Below are 19,520 nucleotides of genomic sequence, written 5' to 3'. Positions count from 1 at the left end.
TTTCACGTCTGCTCGCGGGGCCCCTGCGCCCGATGGGACAGCATGAACCTCGCGCTCACCCTGCTGTCCCTGCTGGCCATCGTGCTACTCACCGCCGGCACCGCGATGTTCGTCGCCGCCGAGTTCTCGCTGACCACCCTGGAACGCAGCACCGTGGAGGCCAACGCCCGCGGCGGCGCCCGGCGCGACCGCTACGTGCAACGCGCCCACCGCACCCTGTCGTTTCAGCTGTCCGGCGCGCAGCTGGGCATCTCGATCACCACACTGGCCACCGGTTACCTCGCCGAACCGGTGCTGGCCCGGTGGTTTCGCCCCGGCCTGGCCGCGCTCGGTGTGCCCGAGACGATGTCCGACGGCATCGCCTTGTTCCTGGCGTTGCTGATCGCCACCTCGCTGTCCATGGTGTTCGGCGAGCTGGTCCCGAAGAATTACGCGCTGGCCCGTCCGCTGCCGACCGCGCGCGCCACCGCCGGCCCGCAGCTGCTGTTCTCGCTGATCTTCACGCCGGCCATCCGGGCCACCAACGGCACCGCCAACGCGATCCTGCGCACGCTGGGCATCGAACCCGCCGAGGGGCTGCGGTCGGCCCGCTCACCGCGGGAACTGGTGTCGCTGGTGCGCACCTCGGCGCGCAGCGGCGCGCTGGACCCGGCGACCGCCGCGCTGGTGGACCGCTCACTGCATTTCGGGGCGCTGACCGCCGAGGAGCTGATGACCCCGCGCTCCAAGATCGTGGCGCTGCAGACCGATAACACCGTCGCCGACCTGGTGGCCGCGGCCACCGACAGCGGGTTCTCCCGCTTCCCGATCGTGCAGGGCGACCTCGACGAAACCATCGGCATCGTGCACGTCAAGCAGGTGTTCGAGGTGCCCCCCGGCGACCGGGCCGCCACCCTGCTCAGCGCGGTCGCCCAGCCGGTGGCGGTGGTGCCCTCGACGCTGGACGGCGACGCGGTGATGACCCAGATCCGCGCCAACGGCCTGCAAACCGCGCTGGTCGTCGACGAGTACGGCGGCACCGCGGGCATGGTCACCGTCGAAGACCTGATCGAGGAGATCGTCGGCGACGTCCGCGACGAGCACGACGACACCACCCCGGATGTGGTGCCGGCCGGCGACGGCTGGCGGGTGTCGGGGCTGTTGCGCATCGACGAGGTGGCCGCGGCCACCGGGTACCGCGCCCCGCAGGGCGAATACGAAACCATCGGCGGCCTGGTGCTGCATAACCTGGGCCACATCCCGCGGGCCGGCGAAACCGTCGACCTGCCCGCGTTCGAACCCGACTCCCCCTCGGAGCACCCGCCGCGGTGGCGGGCCACCGTGGTCCGGATGGACGGCCGCCGCATCGACCTGATCGAGCTGACCGAACTCGGCGACCGCGGCGACGCGCACCCCCCGGAGCGGAGCCGACGATGAATGACATGCTGGGCGTGCTGCTGACCGTCCTGCTGATCGGCGCGAACGGGTTTTTCGTCGGCGCGGAGTTCTCACTGATCTCGGCGCGCCGGGACCGGCTCGAAGCGCTGGCCGAACAGGGCAAAAACCGCGCGGTCACCGTGATCCGGGCCGGGGAACGGCTGCCGCTGATGTTGGCCGGGGTGCAGTTGGGGGTCACGGTGTGCTCGATCCTGCTCGGCCGGATCGGCGAGCCGGTGGTCGCCGACCTGCTGGTGCGCCCGTTTGACCTGTTCGGCATCCCGGATGCGCTGCTGCACACGGTGTCGTTCCTGGTGGCGCTGTCGATCGTGGTGACCCTGCATGTGCTGCTCGGCGAAATGGTGCCCAAGAACATCGCCATCGCCGGCCCGGAGACCGCGGCGATGCTGTTGGTCCCGGTGTACCTGCTCTATGTGCGGGCGGCCCGGCCGTTCATCGCGTTCTACAACCGGTGCGCGTTCCTGACGTTGCGCGCGCTGCGGGTGGAGCCCAAAAGCGAGTTGGAAGTCACCGTCTCCACCGTCGAGCTGTCCGAGATGATCGCCGAATCGGTGTCGGAGGGCCTGCTGGACCCCGAGGAGCACACCCGGCTCACCCGGGCGCTGCAGGTCCGCACCCGGGTGGTCGCCGACGTCGCGGTGCCGCTGCGCGATATCCGCGCGGTGCCGGTGGCCGCCGCCGGGTCCGGGCCCACCGTCACCGCGGTGGAACAGGCGCTGGCCGAGACCGGCTACTCCCGGTTCCCGGTGGTCGACCCGGACGGCCGGTTCGTCGGCTACCTGCACATCAAGGACCTGCTGGCGTTGGGCGATGACCCGGACGCGGTGCTCGACCTGGCGGTGGTGCGTCCGTTGCCGCAGCTGCCGGTGTCGCTGCCGCTGCCCGACGCGCTGTCGCGGCTGCGGCGCAGCAAGAGCCACCTGGCGTTGGCGACCGCCGCGACCGGCCAGGTGGTGGCGATGGTCGCCCTGGAAGACCTGGTCGAGGACCTGGTCGGCACGGTGCGAGACGGAACCCACCGTGTCTGAGGTGCTGGACCCCGCGCAGTGGCGGACCCGCGCCGAGGACTACCGGCGGCGGGTCGAGCGGTTCGTGGGCCCGCAGCAGCGGCGCGCCCGCGTCGGCGAGCCGCACCCGGTGTGGGATTTCTTGTTCAGCTACTACAGCCTGCGGCCCGGTCAGCTGCGCTGCTGGCATCCCGGCTACGGCGCGGCGCTGGCCGGCGCCGACGCGGTGCGCCGCTACGCCGGCCGGCGCGGCTACACGGTGCGCGACGGCCGGGTCGGGGTCGCCGAGGAGTACCTGCGTGCCCGGCGCGACACCGTCGCGTTCGTGGCGCGGCTGCTGCGGGCCACCGCGGCGCGGCCCGCGGCGCTGAACTGCTTCGGGCTGCACGAGTGGGCCATGGTGTACCGCAGCGCCACGGTGCGCCATGACCGGGTGCCGCTGCGGCTGAGCCGGGCGGCCACCGACACCGTGGTGGAATCCGCCGGGCCGCTGCGCTGCACCCACTTCGACGCGTACCGGTTCTTCACTCCGCCGGCGCGGCCCCGCAACGCCGGCGCGCCCAGCCGGGCCACCCAAATCGAGTGGGAACAACCCGGCTGCCTGCACGCCAACATGGATTTATACAAGTGGTGCTATAAGCTGAGCCCGCTGATCGGTTCCGAGCTCCTGGTGGACTGCCTGGAATTGGCGGCGGCGGCCCGCGAGGTGGATATGCGGGCCAGCCCGTACGACTTGACCGGCTACGGATATCAACCGATCGCCGTCGAACAGCGTGCTGGCCGCGCCGAGTATGTGCGTTGCCAGAGCGCCATCGCCGACCGCGCCGCACCGCTGCGGGCAACCCTGCTGGCTCAGTGTGACCTGCTACTGGAGGCCGCCGGTTGCGGATAGTCGTGCTACCGGTCGGTAAGGTGGTTAATTGCCAGTGAGGGAGGAACTTATGACGGATCGGGTGTCGGTTGGGAATCTGCGCGTCGCGCGGACGCTGTATGACTTCGTCACCAACGAGGCGCTGCCCGGGACCGGCGTCGACCCGGACAGCTTTTGGGCGGGCGTGGACAAGGTCGTCACCGACCTGACCCCACGGAATCAGGAGCTGTTGGCGCGCCGCGATGACCTGCAGGCCCAGATCGACAAGTGGCACCGCCATCACGTGATCGAGCCGATCGACCCCGAGGCCTACCGCGCCTTCCTCACCGAGATCGGCTACCTGCAGCCCGAGCCCGACGGCTTCACCGTCACCACCGCGGGCGTCGACGACGAGATCACCGCCACCGCCGGCCCGCAGCTGGTGGTGCCGGTGCTCAACGCCCGGTTCGCGCTCAACGCGGCCAACGCCCGGTGGGGCTCGCTGTATGACGCGCTGTACGGCACCGATGTCATCCCGGAAAGCGACGGCGCCGAGAAGGGCACCAGCTACAACAAGGTGCGCGGCGACAAGGTGATCGCCTACGCCCGCAAGGTCCTCGACGACGCGGCGCCGCTGGGCGACGGCTCGTGGGCCGAGGTCAAAAAGTTCAAGGTTGCCGACGGCGCGCTGGTGATCACCCGCACCGACGGGTCGGAGACCGCGCTGGCCAGCCCCGAGCAGTTCACCGGCTACACCGGTGACGCCGACGCCCCCGACTCGGTGCTGCTGGCCCACCACGGGCTGCACCTGGAGGTGCTGATCGACGCCGAGTCCCCGATCGGTAAGACCGACGCCGCCGGCATCAAGGACGTGGTGCTGGAGTCGGCGGTCACCACCATCATGGACTTCGAGGACTCGGTGGCCGCCGTCGACGCCGACGACAAGGTGCTGGGCTACCGCAACTGGCTGGGCCTGAACCGCGGTGACCTGTCCGAGGAGGTCAGCAAGGGCGACAAGACCTTCACCCGCACCCTGCACGCCGACCGCGAGTTCACCGCCCCAGACGGCGGCACCGTGACGCTGCCCGGCCGCAGCCTGATGTTCGTGCGCAACGTCGGCCACCTGATGACCAACGACGCGATCCTCGACGCCGACGGCAACGAGGTGTTCGAGGGCATCCAGGACGCGTTGTTCACCGGCCTGATCGGGGTGCACGGCCTCAAGGCCAGCGACGACACCGGCCCGTTGGTCAACAGCCGCACCGGCTCCATCTACATCGTCAAACCCAAGATGCACGGCCCCGACGAGGTGGCGTTCACCGCCGACCTGTTCAGCCGGGTCGAGGACGTGCTGGGGTTGCCGCAGGCCACCATCAAGGTCGGCATCATGGACGAGGAGCGGCGCACCACGCTGAACCTGAAGGCCTGTATCAAGGCCGCCGCCGACCGGGTGGTGTTCATCAACACCGGCTTCTTGGACCGCACCGGCGACGAGATCCACACCTCGATGGAGGCCGGCCCGATGGTGCGCAAGGGCACCATGAAAAGCCAGCCCTGGATTCTGGCCTACGAGGACGCCAACGTCGATGTGGGGCTGGCGACCGGGCTGACCGGTCACGCCCAGATCGGCAAGGGCATGTGGACGATGACCGAGCTGATGGCCGACATGGTCGAGCAGAAGATCGCCCACCCGCGGGCCGGCGCCAGCACCGCGTGGGTGCCGTCCCCGACCGCGGCGACCCTGCACGCGTTGCACTACCACCAGGTCGACGTGTTCGCGGTGCAAAAGGAGCTGGCCGGCAAGCACCGCACCACCATCGACGAGTTGTTGACCATTCCGCTGGCCAAGGAGCTGGCCTGGGCCTCCGACGAGATCCGCGAGGAGGTCGACAACAACTGCCAGTCGATCCTGGGTTACGTGGTGCGCTGGGTCGACCAGGGCGTGGGCTGCTCCAAGGTGCCCGACATCCACGACGTGGCGTTGATGGAAGACCGGGCGACGCTGCGGATTTCGTCGCAGCTGCTGGCCAACTGGCTGCGCCACGGCGTGATCACCCGCGAGGATGTGCGGGCCAGCCTGGAGCGGATGGCCGCCGTGGTCGACGAGCAGAACGCCGGCGACGCGGCCTACCGGCCGATGGCCCCCAACTTCGATGACAGCATCGCGTTCCTGGCCGCCCAGGAGCTCATCTTGTCCGGGACCGAGCAACCCAACGGCTACACCGAGCCGATCCTGCATCGGCGGCGCCGCGAGCTGAAGGCCCGAAATGCCTGATTGCATCCGGCGTAAGTAGACGAAGAGAGCGCAGACACCGCCATGGGTAGGCACAGCATCCCCGGGCCGGATGATGATGAGTACGCCGACGAGCCGTTCGGCGACGAGCCCTACGACGACGCGCTCGACGACGAACCGGGTCCGGGGCCGTCGGCGGGTTCGGGCGGTCAGCACCGCGGCCGCGACTACTTCGAGGCCCCCGGCTTCGCTGCCACCGGCGGCTACCCCGAGCCCGGCGACTACCCGCCGCACCGCGGCTACCACGACGACGGCCACGCGCTGCCCTTCGACGACGACTACGAGGACTACGGCGACTACGACGACTACGCCGACGAGGACCTCGACGAGCCGGTCCCGGAGGCCGACGACGAGCCGCCGACCGGGCGGGTCGCGGTCCGCGCGGGTCGGCGCGGGATGGGCGAGTGGCGCGGCGGGCACCGCAGCGAGGGCGGTCGACGCGGGGTCAGCCTCGGGGTGATCGCCGCGCTGGTCGCGGTGGTGCTGGTGGTGGGCACCGTCATCTTGTGGCGATTCTTCGGGCACACCCTCTCGCACCGCTCCGACGCGGCCGCCGGGCGCTGCGTGGAAGGCGACCTGACCGTCGCGGTCGTCGCCGACCCGGCGATCGCCGACCGCATCCAAGGTTTCGCCGAGCGGTTCAACGACTCGGCCAAACCGGTCGGTGACCGCTGCGTCGAGGTGACCGTGAAGTCGGCCGGCGCCGACGCCGTGGTCAGCGGGTTCATCGGCGACTGGCCGGCCAAGCTCGGGGATCGGCCGGCGCTGTGGATCCCGGGCAGCTCGGTGTCCTCGGCGCGGCTGCAAGCCGTCGCCGGCCGCGAAACCATCACCGACAGCCGCTCGCTGGTCACCTCCCCGGTGCTGCTGGCGATCCGACCGGAACTCAAACCGGCGCTGGAAAACCAGAATTGGGCGTCGCTGCCGGAGCTGCAGAGCAAACCCGACGCGCTGGCCGGGTTGAAGCTGCCCGGCTGGGGTTCGCTGCGGCTGGCGTTGCCGCTCACCGACAACAGTGACGCCGCGTTCCTGGCCGCCGAGGCGGTGGCCGCGGCCTCGGCGCCGCGCGGCGCCCCGGCCAGCGCCGGCACCGGCGCGGTGCGCACCCTGGTCGACGGGCAGCCCAAGCTGGCCGACGATACGGTGGCCGAGGCGATGAACGCGCTGCTGCGGCCCGGGGATCGCGCCGCGGCCCCGGTGCACGCGGTGGTCACCACCGAACAGCAGCTGTTCGCCCGCGGCGAGTCGCTCTCGGATGCCGGGGACACGTTGACGTCGTGGCTGCCGCCGGGACCGGCCGCGGTCGCCGACTATCCGCTGGTGCTGCTCAGCGGTTCGTGGCTATCGCCCGAGCAGGTCAGCGCCGCCAGCGAATTCGCCCGGTTCGCCCGCAAGGCCGACCAGCTGGCCGACCTGGCCAAGGCCGGGTTCCGGGTCGAAGGGGTCAGCCCGCCGCACAGCGATGTGACCAGCTTCGCCGCGCTGCCGTCGACGTTGTCGGTGGGTGACGAGGAGCTGCGGGCGACGCTGGCCACCACCTTGACCGCCCCGACCGCCGGGCCGGCGGTCACCATCATGCTCGACCAGTCGCTGACCGCCGACGAGGGCGGCAAATCCCGGCTCGCCAACGTTGCGGCGGCGCTGAACGACCGCATCAAGGCGCTGCCGCCCAACGCCGCGGTGGGGTTGTGGACGTTCAACGGCACCGAAGGCAAGTCGGTGGTGGCCGGCGGCCCGCTGGCCGACGACGTCGACGGCCGGCCCCGCACCGACGCGCTGACCGGCACCTTGGACGGGTTGAGCGCGACGTCCGGCGGTGCGGTGTCGTTCACCACGCTGCGCATGGTGTACGGCGACGCGCTGGCCAACTTTCGTGACGGACAAACCAACTCGGTGCTGGTGATCACCGCCGGCCCGCACACCGACCGCACCTTGGACGGCCCGGGCTTGCAGGACTACATCCGCGGGGCCACCGACCCGGCCCGCCCGGTCGCGGTGAACGTCATCGACTTCGGCGGTGACCCCGACCGGGCCACCTGGGAGGCCGTCGCGCAGCTGTCCGGCGGCAGCTACCGCAACCTGTCCAGCTCCGGCTCCCCCGACCTGGCCGCCGCGGTCAGCACGCTGCTGGGCTGACCGCACACCGGCTCACCCCTCCGGGGCTAACCCGGTGTGCGCCACCGCGTGACACCAGGCACTGCCGCCCTCCGGCCGGCGATGGACCCGCAGTTCGGAGAGCCCCACCAGCCGGTAGCTGTCGGGCGTGGCGGGCAGGGCCGCGGTCAGCACCTGCACGCAGGCGTCCACCAACGTGGCGTCGAAATCGTCGCCGTCGGCGGCCACGGGCGTCAGCCGGGCGGTCGCCTCGCCGTCGCGACGCCAGACCTCTTGCACGGGCTGCATCCCCGGCGGGTACCGCAGGCCGTGCGCCGCCAGCTGACGGTAGAACGCCGGCCCGGCAATCGTGTCGGGGCAGCGCAGCCGAGTGCTCTCGCACAGCTGCGGGTCCGGGGCGGCTCTGTCCGGATCCGCGGTCGCGACAGCGCCGCTGGCCAGCAGCGACCAGCCCGGCGCACCGGGCTCGGTGGGTTCGGCCGCGTGGCACTCAAAGCACACCGGCTCCGGCGGATCCCCGCGGAACACCACCTGCACGGTCCGCGGGGACCCGTCGGTGAGCTCCAGGGTCTGGTGAAAGGCGACATTGCGGACCTCCCGGGGCGCTGCGCCGAACGCGGCGGCCGCCGCCTTCAACACCAGCTTGAGCAGCGACGCCGCCGGCGCCACCGCCGCGTCGGGGCGGTCGGTGGGCACCGGCAGCTGCTCGGGTCCGAGGTCGGTCTCGACGAACACCGTCTGCGGGTCAGCGGCCGACCGCACGGTCCGCCACGCCGGCGCCGCGGCGCCGGTGCCCGCGCCGGTGGGGCCGGTGCTGTCCATCCAGCAGCGGGTGCGTTGCCACGGGTAGGTGGGCGCTGCCCCGCATCGGGTGTCGGCGGGGTGCAGCGCCTGCCAGGCCACCGGTTGACCGCGGGTGTACAGGGCGGCCAGCGACGCCAGCATGGTGGCGCGTTCCGGGGCGTCCCGGCGCAGCGACGGCAACAACACGCCGGCCGTGCCGAGTTCGTCGCGGACCGCGTCCAGCAGGATCGGCTGCGGGCTGATCTCCACGAAGGTGTCGCGACCGGCGTCTAAGAGCCCGGCCAGCTCGTCCCGAAGCTGTTGTGAGCCATCCGGGTCCGCGCTGCCCCCGGCCCGCGCGCAGACCACCCGGGCGGCGTCGTCGAGGCTGAGGGTGCCGGCGACGTGCGCGGCCGCCACCTCGCCGAGGCCGTGCCCCAGCACGGCGTCGGGCTGCACGCCCCACGACCGCCACAGCGCGGCCAGCGCCACCTGCACCGCGAACAGCGCGGGCCCGACGATGCCGATGTCGTTGAGCCACCACGCCGTATCGGCCGGCTCGGCACGCCGTGCCGCCAGGTGGGGGCGCAGCGCGCTCTCGCAGGCGGCCAGCGCCGCCGCGAACGTCGGCTCCTCGGCGGCCAGCCGCTGGCCCATGCCCGGCCACTGCGAGCCCCGGCCGGAGAACAGGAACACCACCCCGGGTCGCTGGCCCATCCGGCACCGGCCGGTGACCAGCCCGGGGTGCGGCGCCCCGGATTGGTGGGCGTCCAGCGCGGCAGACAGCTCCGCGGCCGACCCGCCGACCGCGGCCAACCGATAGTCGTGGTGGCCGCGGCGCGCGCCGGCGGTGTGGCACAGCTCGGCGGGGGCGGTTCCGGCCCGCAGCGCCGCCGCGTACCGGCCGGCCAGTTCGGTCAGGGCCGGCGCCGAGCGGGCCGACAGCGGCAGCAGTTCGGCACGCTTGAGCTGCTGGTCGTCGACCGCGGCGACGCGGACCTGCGGTGCCTCGGTCACCACCAGGTGCGCATTGGCGCCGCCCAAGCCGAATGCGCTGACCCCGGCCACCGCGCGGCCGCCGTGGTCCGGCCAGCTGACCAGCTGCTGCGCGACGCGCAAGCTGTCCAGCGGGAGGTGCGGGTTGGGTTCCGCGCAGTTAAGGCTGGGCGGGATCGCCCGATGATGCAGTGCCAGCGCGACTTTGATGAGCCCGGCCACCCCGGCCGCCGCCCCCAGGTGGCCGATGTTGGTCTTGACCGATCCGATCAGGCACTGGTCATCCGGCCCGCGGCCCTGCGCCAGGACGGTGCCGAGCGCCTCCGCTTCGATGAGGTCGCCCAGATATGTTCCCGCGCCGTGTGTTTCGACATACTGCGCCGCACCGGGCGGCAGCTCCGCGCGTCGGTAGGCCTCGGCGACGACGGCTTCCTGCGCCGCGCGGCTGGCGGCCGTCAACCCGTTGCTGCGCCCGTCCTGGTTGACAGCGCTGCCGCGGATGACCGCGTAGACCGGGTCGCCGTCGGCTAACGCTCGGCTCAACGGTTTGAGGACCACGATCCCGGCGCCCTCGCCCCGGACGAATCCGTCCGCCCGGGCGTCGAACGTCTTGCAGCGGCCGTCGGCCGCCAGCAGGCCGGCCTGATCGAGGTCGGCGTCGATCCGCGGCGACAGCACGAGGTTGACGCCGCCGGCTAAGGCCAGGGTGGACTCGCCGTCGCACAGGCTGCGGCAGGCCTGGTGCACGGCGACCAGCGACGAGGAGCACGCGGTGTCGATCGCCATGCTCGGTCCGCGGAAGTCGCAGAGGTAGGAGATCCGGTTGGCGGCGACGCTCAACGTGTTTCCGGTGTAGCCGTCCAGCAGCGCCGGCCCGCCCCGCCGCAGGGCGCCGTAGTCGTTGGTGGCGATACCGATGAACACACCAGTGCGGCTGCCGGCCAATCGATCCGGCACCTGCCCGGCGTCTTCCAGCGCCTCCCACGCCACCTCAAGAAGCAGCCGCTGCTGCGGGTCCATGCACGCCGCCTCCTGCGGCGAGATGCCGAAAAACTGCGGATCGAACTGGTCGACCTGATCGAGGAACCCGCCCCACCGCGGGGTGGCGCGACCCGCGTCCAGCGCCCAGCGGTGCGGCGGGGTGGCGGTTACGGCGTCGGTGCCGTCGGCGAGGAGCCGCCAAAACGCCGCCGGCCCGTCGGCGCCGGGGAACCGGCAGCCGAGGCCGATGATCGCGATCGGTTCGTCGCTGGCGGCGGCCGGGGCTGCGCCGTCGGCCTGCGCGACGGTGGTGTGGGTGTCCCCGGCCAGGTGCCGGGCGAACCGCTCGATCGTCGGGTAGTCGTAGGCCAGGGTCGGCGAAAGCTTGCGGCCCAGCCAGGTTTCCAACGCGGTGGTCAGCCAGATGGCGTGCACGGAGTCCAGCCCGTAGGACGCGAACGGTTGGGTGGGGTCGATCTCACTGGGCGCCAGCCCCAGCGCCGCGCCCAACTCGGTGACCACCCAGGCGGTGATCTCCTCGGCGGTGCGCTCGGCCTCGGGTGCCGCCACGTCGGCGGGCGCTGCGGGTGGCGGCAAATCCCCCGCGGTGGGAGCATGCCACTGGGCGAACACCTCCAGAGCGCCGTCGAGGAACCGCTGCCGGCAGGCGCGTCGCCGGATCTTTCCGCTCGACGTGGTCGGGATCCGCAGCGGCTCGACCAGAACCACCCCGTGCACCTGGATTTCATGCCGTTCGGTGATCGCGGTCCGGATGCCGTCGATCACCGCGTCGACGTCGGCGATCCGGTCGCGGTCGACCTCCTGCACGACGACGAGCTGTTCGGCGGTGTTGGATGCCGAGGTGACCGCGAACGCCGCCCCGCGGCCCCGCAACAGCGCCGGGTGGCTGTCCTGCGCGGTGGCTTCGAGGTCGTTGGGGTAGTAGTTCGCCCCGCGGATGATGATGAGGTCCTTAAGCCGTCCCGCGATGAACAGTTCGCCGTCACGCAGGAATCCCATATCGCCGGTACGCAGGAACGGTCCGCGCCCGGTGTCGGACAGGTACGCCGAGAAGGTTTCCTCCGTTTCGGTCGGCTTGCCCAAGTAGCCCTGCGCGACGCTGGCTCCGGCGACCCAGATTTCCCCGATCTCGTCGGCGCGGCATTGCCGCCGCGTGACCGGATCGGCGATCACCGCCTGCACCCCATGCTGCACCGTGCCGCACCCGATGAGCGTCGCCGCGCCCGGGTGCTCGGACGGCAGGTCCACGACGTGGTGGTCGCGCAACGCGACGGGGTCGACGTGGCGCTGCACCGGTTCGGCGGTCTCGGCCCCGGCGGTCACCAGCAGGGTCGCCTCGGCCAGCCCGTACACCGGCCGGAACGCGGTGTCCCGGAAACCCGCGGGGGCGAACGCCTCGGCGAACCGCTGCAAGGTGGTGGGATTCACCGGTTCGGCACCCGACATCGCCGTCGTCCAGTGCGACAGATCCAGCGCCGCCCGTTCGGCGGCGCTGCTGCGTTCCACGCACAGGTCGTAGGCGAAATTCGGGGCGACACTGACGTTCGCGCCGGATGCGGACAGCGTTTCCAGCCACCGCATCGGGTGCTGGATAAACGCCTCGGGCGGCATCAGATAACAGCTGCCGCCCAGGTACAGCGTGCCCAGCATCGCCCCGATCAGACCCATGTCGTGGTGCAGCGGCAGCCAGGACACGACAATGGTGGACTCGTTCCCGTCGATCGCGCGACGGATGGCCTCCAGGTTGGCGAGCAGGTTGCGATGGGTCAGCACAACACCTTTCGGCGAACTCGTGGAACCCGAGGTGTACTGCACCAGCACCGGTGCATCCGGGTCGAGATTGGGGGCTACCCAGTGGGCGGCGGTGTCGGCCTCGTCGACGTTGGTGGTACACCACCGCAGGGCGGCCGTGTCGGCCATACCGTCCATCGCGGCCTTGAGTTCCGCGTGCGAATCCGCGGTGGTCAATACCACGCCCGCTTGGGCATCGGCGACAATCGATGCGACACGGGTGATGACTCGGGTCCGTACCGGCGGGTGCACCGGGATCGCAACGGCACCGGCATAGATGCACCCGAAAAGGCCGGCGATGAAGTCCACCCCGGAGGGGCACAACACCAACACCCGCTCGCCGGCGGCGCCCTGTCGCTGCAATTCGCCCGCGATTGCTCGGGCCTGCAGGTCGAGCTTGTGGTAGCTGAGCCGATGGTGTTCTGCGCCGCCGCTCGAAAAGTCGGCGTAGTCGAACACCATCTTGTCTCGATACCGCACGGCCCGATGCCTCATCAGGTGCAGCAACGTCGCCGGCGCGACCAGTCGACTCTCGTTTAACATCTGACCACCTAGTCGCGAATCTCATCCACAGCAAGCCAGCTTGCCCGCTAGCACGGCCACGCCCCCCGCGTGCGCGTTATGCGCAGGAGCCTATGCCCCGCACAGCGTGATCGGCGTTCTGCGAGCCGAATAGAGTAGTGGTGGCACACAAATAGAGTAGTAATTACGTGCATCAATTCACGGACACGCTTTCTAGGATGGGTGGCGTGACAACGACAATCAACATCGAAACCCCGGGCGGCCCGATCGATGCCATGCTGGACCTGCCCGAAAAACAAGGCCCCCGCCCCGGTGTAGTGGTGATCCACCCGCCGATCGGCGCTACCGACGAGGACAAAGAGGCGATCTCGCAACGGATCGCTGCGGCCGGATACCTCGCAGCCACCCCGAACCTGTTCGCCCACGGCGGTCGAATCCGCTGCGTCACCAGAGTGTTTCGGGACCTGTTGGCCAAACAAGGCCGCGCCCTCGACGATATCCTCGCCACTCGAGACCATCTCCGGTCGATGCCGGAATGCTCCGGCCAGGTGGGCATCGCCGGGTTCTGCATGGGCGGCCAGTTCGCATTAGTCATGGCGCCCAAAGGTTTTAGCGCATCAGCGCCGTTCTACGCCACGCCGCTGCCCCGCAACCTCGCCGAGGTGTTGGACGGTGCTTGCCCGATCGTGGCCAGCTTCGGCCGACTGGATCCGCTCGGTGTGGGTGCACCGGGGCGGTTGCGTAAGGCTGTCGAGCGCAACGGCATCACCGCCGACATCAAGACCTATCCGCACGCCGGGCACAGCTTCGCCAACGACATTCCCGGTCAAACCCTGGCCCGCATCACCGGATTCGGCTACAACGCGGCCGCCACCGAGGACGCCTGGACCCGGGTGTTCGCGTTTTTCGACGAACATCTGCGGGCCAGCGTCTCGACCTAAGCCACGACGCCCGCTCAGCCGCGCTTGACCAGCGCGTCACTGCGAGCGCTCATATTGCGGCCCAACGCCGCCACCTCGGCGTCCAACCGCGGCAGTATGTCCCGCGCGGACTTCGCCATCGAATACTCCCCCACCGGTGACGTCAACAGCGGACGCAGCCAGCGCGCCGCGCCAACCCACCGTGGGCAATTGACGCGATGTTTGCGGCGCTCAATCCCCTTGATGAAGGCTTGTCCGCAGTCCTGCACCGACGTCACCGTGAACCCCGGCCCGTGGGCGGCCAGCATCTCCCGGAACGTCGCGAGATCGGCCTTGGCGTCCCGCAGCAGCGGTGTGTCGAGCAGGGACATGTGCGCAGAGCCGACATCGACGCCCAGGTGGGCGACTTCAAGGCGCAGCGTGTTAGCGAAGTACTCGACCCCGGCCTTCGACGTGCTATACGACGCCATCCCCGCGGCCGCCCCGTAGGCCGCCAACGAGGACACGATCAGGATGTAGCCGCGGCGAGCGATCACCGACGGCAACGCCGCCCGCACGGTGTGGAACACCCCGAGAACGTTGACGTCAATCACCCGCTTGAATGCGTCCGGATCGACCTGACGCACCGAGCCGTAGCTCACAATGCCGGCGTTCGCGAGCACGGTGTCGATGCCGCCGAACCGTTCCACGGCGTGGTCGGCGGCGGCTTGCATCGCCGCGGGATCACGCACGTCGGCGACCACCGTCATCACCCGCTCGTCGCCGAGTTCAGCGCTCAGCTCGCGTAACCGCGGCTCGTCGACGTCGGTCAAAAGTAGTCTGGCGCCCTTACGGTGCAGGCGGCAGGCCACCTCGGTGCCGACACCGCCGGCGGCGCCGGTGATGAAAACAACTTGGGAACTCACAGGTTTCATAGCTTCTCCAGTGCTTCGACCCGGGCGCTGGTACAGCGACCCAGCGCAGCGACCTCGGTATCCAGCTGGCACAGTAGCTGCGACGTGGACCTGCGGACCAGCGCTTCGACCACGCCGGTCGACAACACCGGCTTGAGCCACCGGAATACCCGCACCCAGCCCGGACAGTACACATGGCTGCGGCGGCGCTCGATGCCCTTGACGAACGCCGCCGCGCAGCTGTCCACCGAGGTGGTGCTGCTCAACGGCCACGGCAGCTTTGCCAGCATCGCCGCGAACGCCGGTAATTCGTCGCGGCACTCACGGACCAGGGCCGTGTCGATGAAGGACATGTGAGCCGAGCCGACGGCCACGCCGCGGTGCCCCAATTCCAGCCGCAGCCCGTCGGCGAGGTGCTCGACGCCGGCTTTGGCGGTGTCGTAGGAGGTGCTGCCCGGCGACGCGGCGTAGGCCGACAGCGACGACACGATCAGCACATAGCCGCGGCGTTCGAGCACCGCCGGCAGCGTGGCCCGCACGGTGTGGAACACGCCGAGCACATCCACGTCGAGAACCCGCTTGAACGCCGCCGGGTCGACCTGCAAAACCGAACCATTGCTGGCGATTCCGGCGTTGGCGACCACCACATCGATACCGCCGAAGCGGTGCACCGCGGCATCCGCCGCCGACTGCATCGCCGGCAGATCGCGCACATCGGCGGTCACCGTCAGCACCCGCTCGCCGCCGCCGAGCTCCGCGGCCACCTGGGCCAGCGGTGCGTCGTCGACATCGGTCAAGACCACCGTGGCGCCGGCCGCGTGCAGTCGGCGGGCCAGCGCCGCCCCGATTCCACCGGCACCACCGGTGATGAAGATGACTGGTGCATGCACAGGTTTCATGGCGGCTAGCCTTCCGGCGCTGCGTCGGTCAGTCGGACGGCGACGGTGACGCGTCCGTTCTGGTCGCGCCGGGCCACGGCGTGCCCGGCGCGCTCGGTGCCGTCGAGGCGCAACGTCAGGGGCCCGCCCTCGCCGAGAAAGTTCCGCCACCAGGTCTTCGCCTCGGGGATCCAGACGTCGATGACGAATTCGTCGCCGGCGCGGCGGCAGGTCACCGGGGTGCTGAACCGCCGCCCGGAACGCGGTCCGGTATAGCTGAGGATGGTCAGCGTGTTGGTGCGGGTGAGGTATCGGTTCACCATGCCGCCCAGCCGCGGGGAGGTGGCCACCGCGGCCACCGGCGCGTTGAATACCGGCGCGGCGGCACGTATCCATAATCGTTCCAGCGTTGGTCGCACGCTCACGTTCGCTCCTTCCCTTCTCAGAGCCCAAGATGCCGCGGCAGCCGCGACACGGTCAGTCCCCCGACGCCGATCAGCAACCCGATGGCCAGCGGCATCCCTAGCCACCTGCGCATCCGGAACCGTGTCGATCTGGCGCTGGCCCGCGCTGGTGCGCCGGACCGAATGACCCCGGCCAGGACCGGTTCCTGCGGCAACAGGTAGCGCCGGACCACGGGCCGAGGCGCGTATGGCCGCAGCAGGTAACTGGCCGGGCGGGGTCGGATGCGTTGCGGCCACCAGAACCAGCGGCCCAGCAACGCGGCGATGGAGGGCGTCATGAAGGCGCGCACCACCAGGGTGTCGAACAGCAGTCCCAGACCGATGGTGGTGCCCACCTGACCGATGATGCGCAGATCGCTGACCACCATCGACGCCATGGTGAACGCGAACACCAGGCCCGCCGAGGTCACCACCTTGCCGGTGCCGCCCACCGCACGGATGATGCCGGTCTTGATCCCGGCGCCGAGTTCCTCTTTGAGCCGAGAAACCAACAGCAGGTTGTAGTCCGACCCCACCGCCAACAGGATGATCACCGACATCGCCAGCACCAGCCAATGCAAGTCGATGCCCAGCAGGTACTGCCAGACCAGCACCGACAGTCCGAACGAGGCGCCCAGCGACAGCGCCACCGTTCCGACAATCACCGCCGCGGCAACAAGACTGCGGGTGATGATGAGCATGATGATGAAGATCAGGCACAGCGACGCGACCCCGGCGATCAGCAAATCGACGCTGGACCCGTCGCGCTGGTCCTTGTTGATCGCCGCGGTGCCGGTCAGGTAGACCTTGGCGTGTTCCAGCGGGGTCCCCTTGAGTGCCTCGGCGGTCGCGGTCCGGATCGCGCGGATCCGCGAGATCGCCTCGGGCGCGGCGGGATCACCGCGGTGGGTGATGATCATGCGGACCGCGTTGCCGTCCGGGGACAGGAAGAACTTCATCGCGCGCTGGAAGTCGGGGTTTGCGAAGACTTCCGGCGGCAGGTAGAAGGAATCGTCGTTTCTGGCCGCATCGAACGCCTTGCCCATCGCGGTCGCGTCGCCGCTGAGTTCCTCCATCTGCTCGAAGATCCCGGACATGGTGCTGTGCATGGTCAACAGCATGGTCCGCACCGATTCCATCGTCGCGATCATCGGGGAGAACTGCGCGTTCAGCTGCGGCATGAGCACATCGAATTGATCGAAGTCGTCGGTGAGTTGGTGCAGTTTCTCGTCCAGCTGATCGACACCGTCCATCGCGTCAAAGAGGGAGCGCAGCGACCAGCAGATCGGGATGTCGTAGCAGTGCTGCTCCCAGTAGAAATAGTTCCGGATGGGCCGCCAGAAATCGTCGAAGTCGGCGAGGTGGTCGCGCAAATCATCGGTGACCGACACGATCTCATGGGTTTTACCGATCATGGCGTGCGTGGTGCCGGTGAGCTGCCCCATCAATCCCTGCATCCGCCGCATCGCCGCGATCGTGCCCGCCAGTTGTTCGGCCTGCGTCATCATGTCGTTGATGCGGTCCTTCTCGAACTTCATGTTTTGCAGCTGACCGGCGTTTTGCATGCTGAGCTGAAACGGAATCGAGGAGTGCTCAAGTGGTGTCCCCTCCGGCCGGGTGATGGCCTGCACGCGGGACACCCCTTCGACCCCGAAAATGCGTTTGGTCAGCCGGTCGAGGACCAGAAAGTCCGCCGGGTTGCGCAAATCGCGGTCCGTTTCGACCATCAGGAGTTCGGGCATCATTCGGGCCGGGGAGAAATGTCGCTCGGCGGCCGCAAATCCCTGCCCGGACGGCAGGTTATGCGGGAGATACTTCAGCAGGTTGTAGCTGGCCCGGTATCCCGGCAGGGTCAGCAGCCCGATCAGGGCGACGGCGATCGTCGCGGCCAGGACGGGCGCGGGCCAGCGCACGATCGCGGTCCCGGCCCGTCGCCAGCCATGGACTTGGACGGTGCGCTTGGGGTCGAACAGCCCGAACCGGCCGCCCACCGCGAGCGCCGCCGGCACCAAGGTGAGCGCGACCGCCACCGACACCACCATGCCCACGGCGCAGGGGGCGCCCAGGGTCTGGAAATACGGCATCCGGGTGAAACTGAGGCAGGCCACCGCCCCAGCAATGGTCAAACCGGACGCCAAGACCACCTTGGCGACGCCGCGGTAGGTCGTGTAGTAGGCCGTTTCCCGGTCTTCGCCGGCCTGACGCGCCTCGTGGTAGCGGCCGAAGAAGAAGATCCCGTAGTCGGTTCCAGCGGCGATCGCCAGCGCCACCACCAGGGTGACCGCAAACGTGGACAGCCGGAACCACCCGTGCAGCGCAAGAAACGCGACGGTCCCTCGGGCCGCGAGTAACTCGACGCCCACCATGGCCAGCAGCAACGCCACGGTGGTGACCGAGCGGTACACCAAGAACAGCATGGTGAAGATCGCCGCGATGCTGACCACGGTGATCTTGAGCACGCTTTTGTTGCCGCTTTCGTCTTCGTCGGTGATCAGCGGCGTCCACCCGGTGACGTAGGCCTTGACCCCGGGTGGGGCCGGCGTTCGCGCCACAATGCCCTGCACGGCCCGTACCGATTCGTTCGCCAGGTCCTCCCCTTCGTTGCCGGCGAGATTGACCTGGACGTAGGCGGCCTTCCCGTCGGCGCTTTGCACCCCGGCCGCGGTGAGCGGATCGCTCCAGAAGTCCTCGACGTGCCGCACGTGCTTGGGGTCGTTGACCAACTGGCGGATCAGCAGGTCGTAGTACTGGTGGGCGGCGTCGCCGAGGGGCTGATCACCTTCCAAGACGATCATCGCCGTGCTGTCGGATTCCGATTCCTGGAAAACCTCGCCGATCCGCTTCATCGCCCGCACCGAGGGCGCATCGTCGGCCATGATCGGGGCGGCGCGCTCCTTGCCGACCTGCTCCAGCGATGGAATCGCGAACGTCAGCAGCGCCGCGACCACCAACCACGCCAGGATGATGGGTGCCGAGACCATGCGGATGGTGCGGGCGAGGAATGGCCTGTCGGTGCGTTCGGTAGTCATCATCCGGCCTTCAGCAGACAGAAGGTGTAGGCGTTCACTTCGTTGGAGGTTCGTTCGGCTTTGACCTCGCCGTTGACCAGGATGCGGCACCCGATGCTGTGACTGTTACCTTGTGCCACAACGTTTCCCAGAATCGCAGCCGAGCTGGTGGTGATCGTCACCGACCACGGCAGGTGCGCCGCATCGACGCGCTGCGGGTCGGCGTTGGCGTCGAAATAGCTGATGTCGGCCACGGTCCCGGGTGCCCCGAACACCTCGTAGGTCAGCTGCTTGGGATCGACCGGTTTGGCGCCGTCGGTGTTGGTGTCGACGTAGGACGGGTATTCCTCGGACCCGAAGATGCCGTGGAGCCGCGAAACGGTCAGTCCGCCGATGGCGACCACCACCAAGACCACCAGCGGAATCCACAGTCGCTTCAAGACTCCGAAAATCGCATCGCCTCCGGTTGTGGGCGTTTCCGTAGCCGCGGAGAGCTCATCTGCTTGTATGCGGTCGACCGCTGACCGGCACGCTACTCCTTGCCCGCGCGTTCCGGAGCGATACTTCCGGGTTCGACGCCGG

The 19,520-nt window shown here is 69.5% G+C and carries 12 protein-coding genes; 6 read left to right on the top strand and 6 right to left on the bottom strand.

The window, feature by feature from the left end; genetic code table 11:
• Positions 1–42 precede the first annotated feature (42 nt).
• The 5 genes from ACAG26_RS12070 to ACAG26_RS12050 are packed head-to-tail and all read left to right on the top strand — an operon-like array spanning position 43 to position 7,723.
• Positions 43–1,416 (top strand): hemolysin family protein, encoded by a 1,374-nt coding sequence (locus ACAG26_RS12070; RefSeq protein ID WP_370482459.1) that lies wholly within the window; start codon positions 43–45, stop codon positions 1,414–1,416.
• Positions 1,413–2,465, top strand: a complete 1,053-nt coding sequence (locus ACAG26_RS12065) for a hemolysin family protein (protein ID WP_370482456.1) — start codon at positions 1,413–1,415, stop codon at positions 2,463–2,465. The genes ACAG26_RS12070 and ACAG26_RS12065 overlap by 4 nt, the downstream gene beginning before the upstream one ends.
• Positions 2,458–3,336: a 3-methyladenine DNA glycosylase gene (locus ACAG26_RS12060; protein WP_370482455.1), complete on the top strand. Its 879-nt coding sequence runs from the start codon at positions 2,458–2,460 to the stop codon at positions 3,334–3,336. Before ACAG26_RS12065 ends, ACAG26_RS12060 begins: the two co-directional genes overlap by 8 nt.
• 49 nt (positions 3,337–3,385) lie before the next feature.
• Complete coding sequence (locus ACAG26_RS12055) at positions 3,386–5,569, top strand: malate synthase G (RefSeq protein ID WP_370482453.1); 2,184 nt, start codon at positions 3,386–3,388, stop codon at positions 5,567–5,569.
• 42 nt (positions 5,570–5,611) lie between these two features.
• A complete protein-coding gene (locus tag ACAG26_RS12050; RefSeq protein ID WP_370482451.1) occupies positions 5,612–7,723 on the top strand; it encodes a hypothetical protein in 2,112 nt (703 codons plus the stop codon).
• A gap of 12 nt (positions 7,724–7,735) precedes the next feature.
• Here ACAG26_RS12050 and ACAG26_RS12045 read toward each other — a convergent pair whose 3' ends face one another.
• A complete protein-coding gene (locus ACAG26_RS12045) occupies positions 7,736–12,817 on the bottom strand; it encodes a beta-ketoacyl synthase N-terminal-like domain-containing protein (RefSeq protein ID WP_370482450.1) in 5,082 nt (1,693 codons plus the stop codon).
• Positions 12,818–13,071: 254 nt separating this feature from the next.
• On the opposite strand from ACAG26_RS12045, the gene ACAG26_RS12040 reads away from it, so the two are divergent.
• The gene (locus tag ACAG26_RS12040) at positions 13,072–13,737 is read left to right on the top strand and encodes a dienelactone hydrolase family protein (RefSeq protein ID WP_370482726.1); all 666 of its coding nucleotides are present in this window, start codon (positions 13,072–13,074) and stop codon (positions 13,735–13,737) included.
• A gap of 14 nt (positions 13,738–13,751) precedes the next feature.
• On the opposite strand, the gene ACAG26_RS12035 is transcribed toward ACAG26_RS12040, so the two are convergent.
• Genes ACAG26_RS12035 through ACAG26_RS12015 form a run of 5 tightly spaced genes read right to left on the bottom strand, consistent with a single transcriptional unit; the run spans position 13,752 to position 19,378 of the window.
• On the bottom strand, positions 13,752–14,630 hold the full coding sequence (locus ACAG26_RS12035) for an SDR family oxidoreductase (protein WP_370482447.1): 879 nt from the start codon (positions 14,628–14,630) through the stop codon (positions 13,752–13,754).
• Positions 14,627–15,508, bottom strand: a complete 882-nt coding sequence (locus tag ACAG26_RS12030) for an SDR family oxidoreductase (RefSeq protein WP_370482446.1) — start codon at positions 15,506–15,508, stop codon at positions 14,627–14,629. The genes ACAG26_RS12035 and ACAG26_RS12030 overlap by 4 nt, the downstream gene beginning before the upstream one ends.
• A 5-nt stretch (positions 15,509–15,513) precedes the next feature.
• Positions 15,514–15,894, bottom strand: a complete 381-nt coding sequence (locus ACAG26_RS12025) for a hypothetical protein (protein ID WP_370482724.1) — start codon at positions 15,892–15,894, stop codon at positions 15,514–15,516.
• A 35-nt stretch (positions 15,895–15,929) separates the two neighbouring features.
• The gene (locus ACAG26_RS12020) at positions 15,930–18,959 is read right to left on the bottom strand and encodes an RND family transporter (RefSeq protein WP_370482444.1); all 3,030 of its coding nucleotides are present in this window, start codon (positions 18,957–18,959) and stop codon (positions 15,930–15,932) included.
• Complete coding sequence (locus tag ACAG26_RS12015; protein ID WP_370482442.1) at positions 18,959–19,378, bottom strand: MmpS family protein; 420 nt, start codon at positions 19,376–19,378, stop codon at positions 18,959–18,961. The genes ACAG26_RS12020 and ACAG26_RS12015 overlap by 1 nt, the downstream gene beginning before the upstream one ends.
• Positions 19,379–19,520 lie beyond the last annotated feature (142 nt).

It is taken from the genome of Mycobacterium sp. pUA109, from assembly GCF_041287095.1.
Taxonomy (GTDB): domain Bacteria; phylum Actinomycetota; class Actinomycetes; order Mycobacteriales; family Mycobacteriaceae; genus Mycobacterium.
Note: the sequence above shows the minus strand (reverse complement) of the source record. Positions and strands in the feature narration are given on the sequence as shown.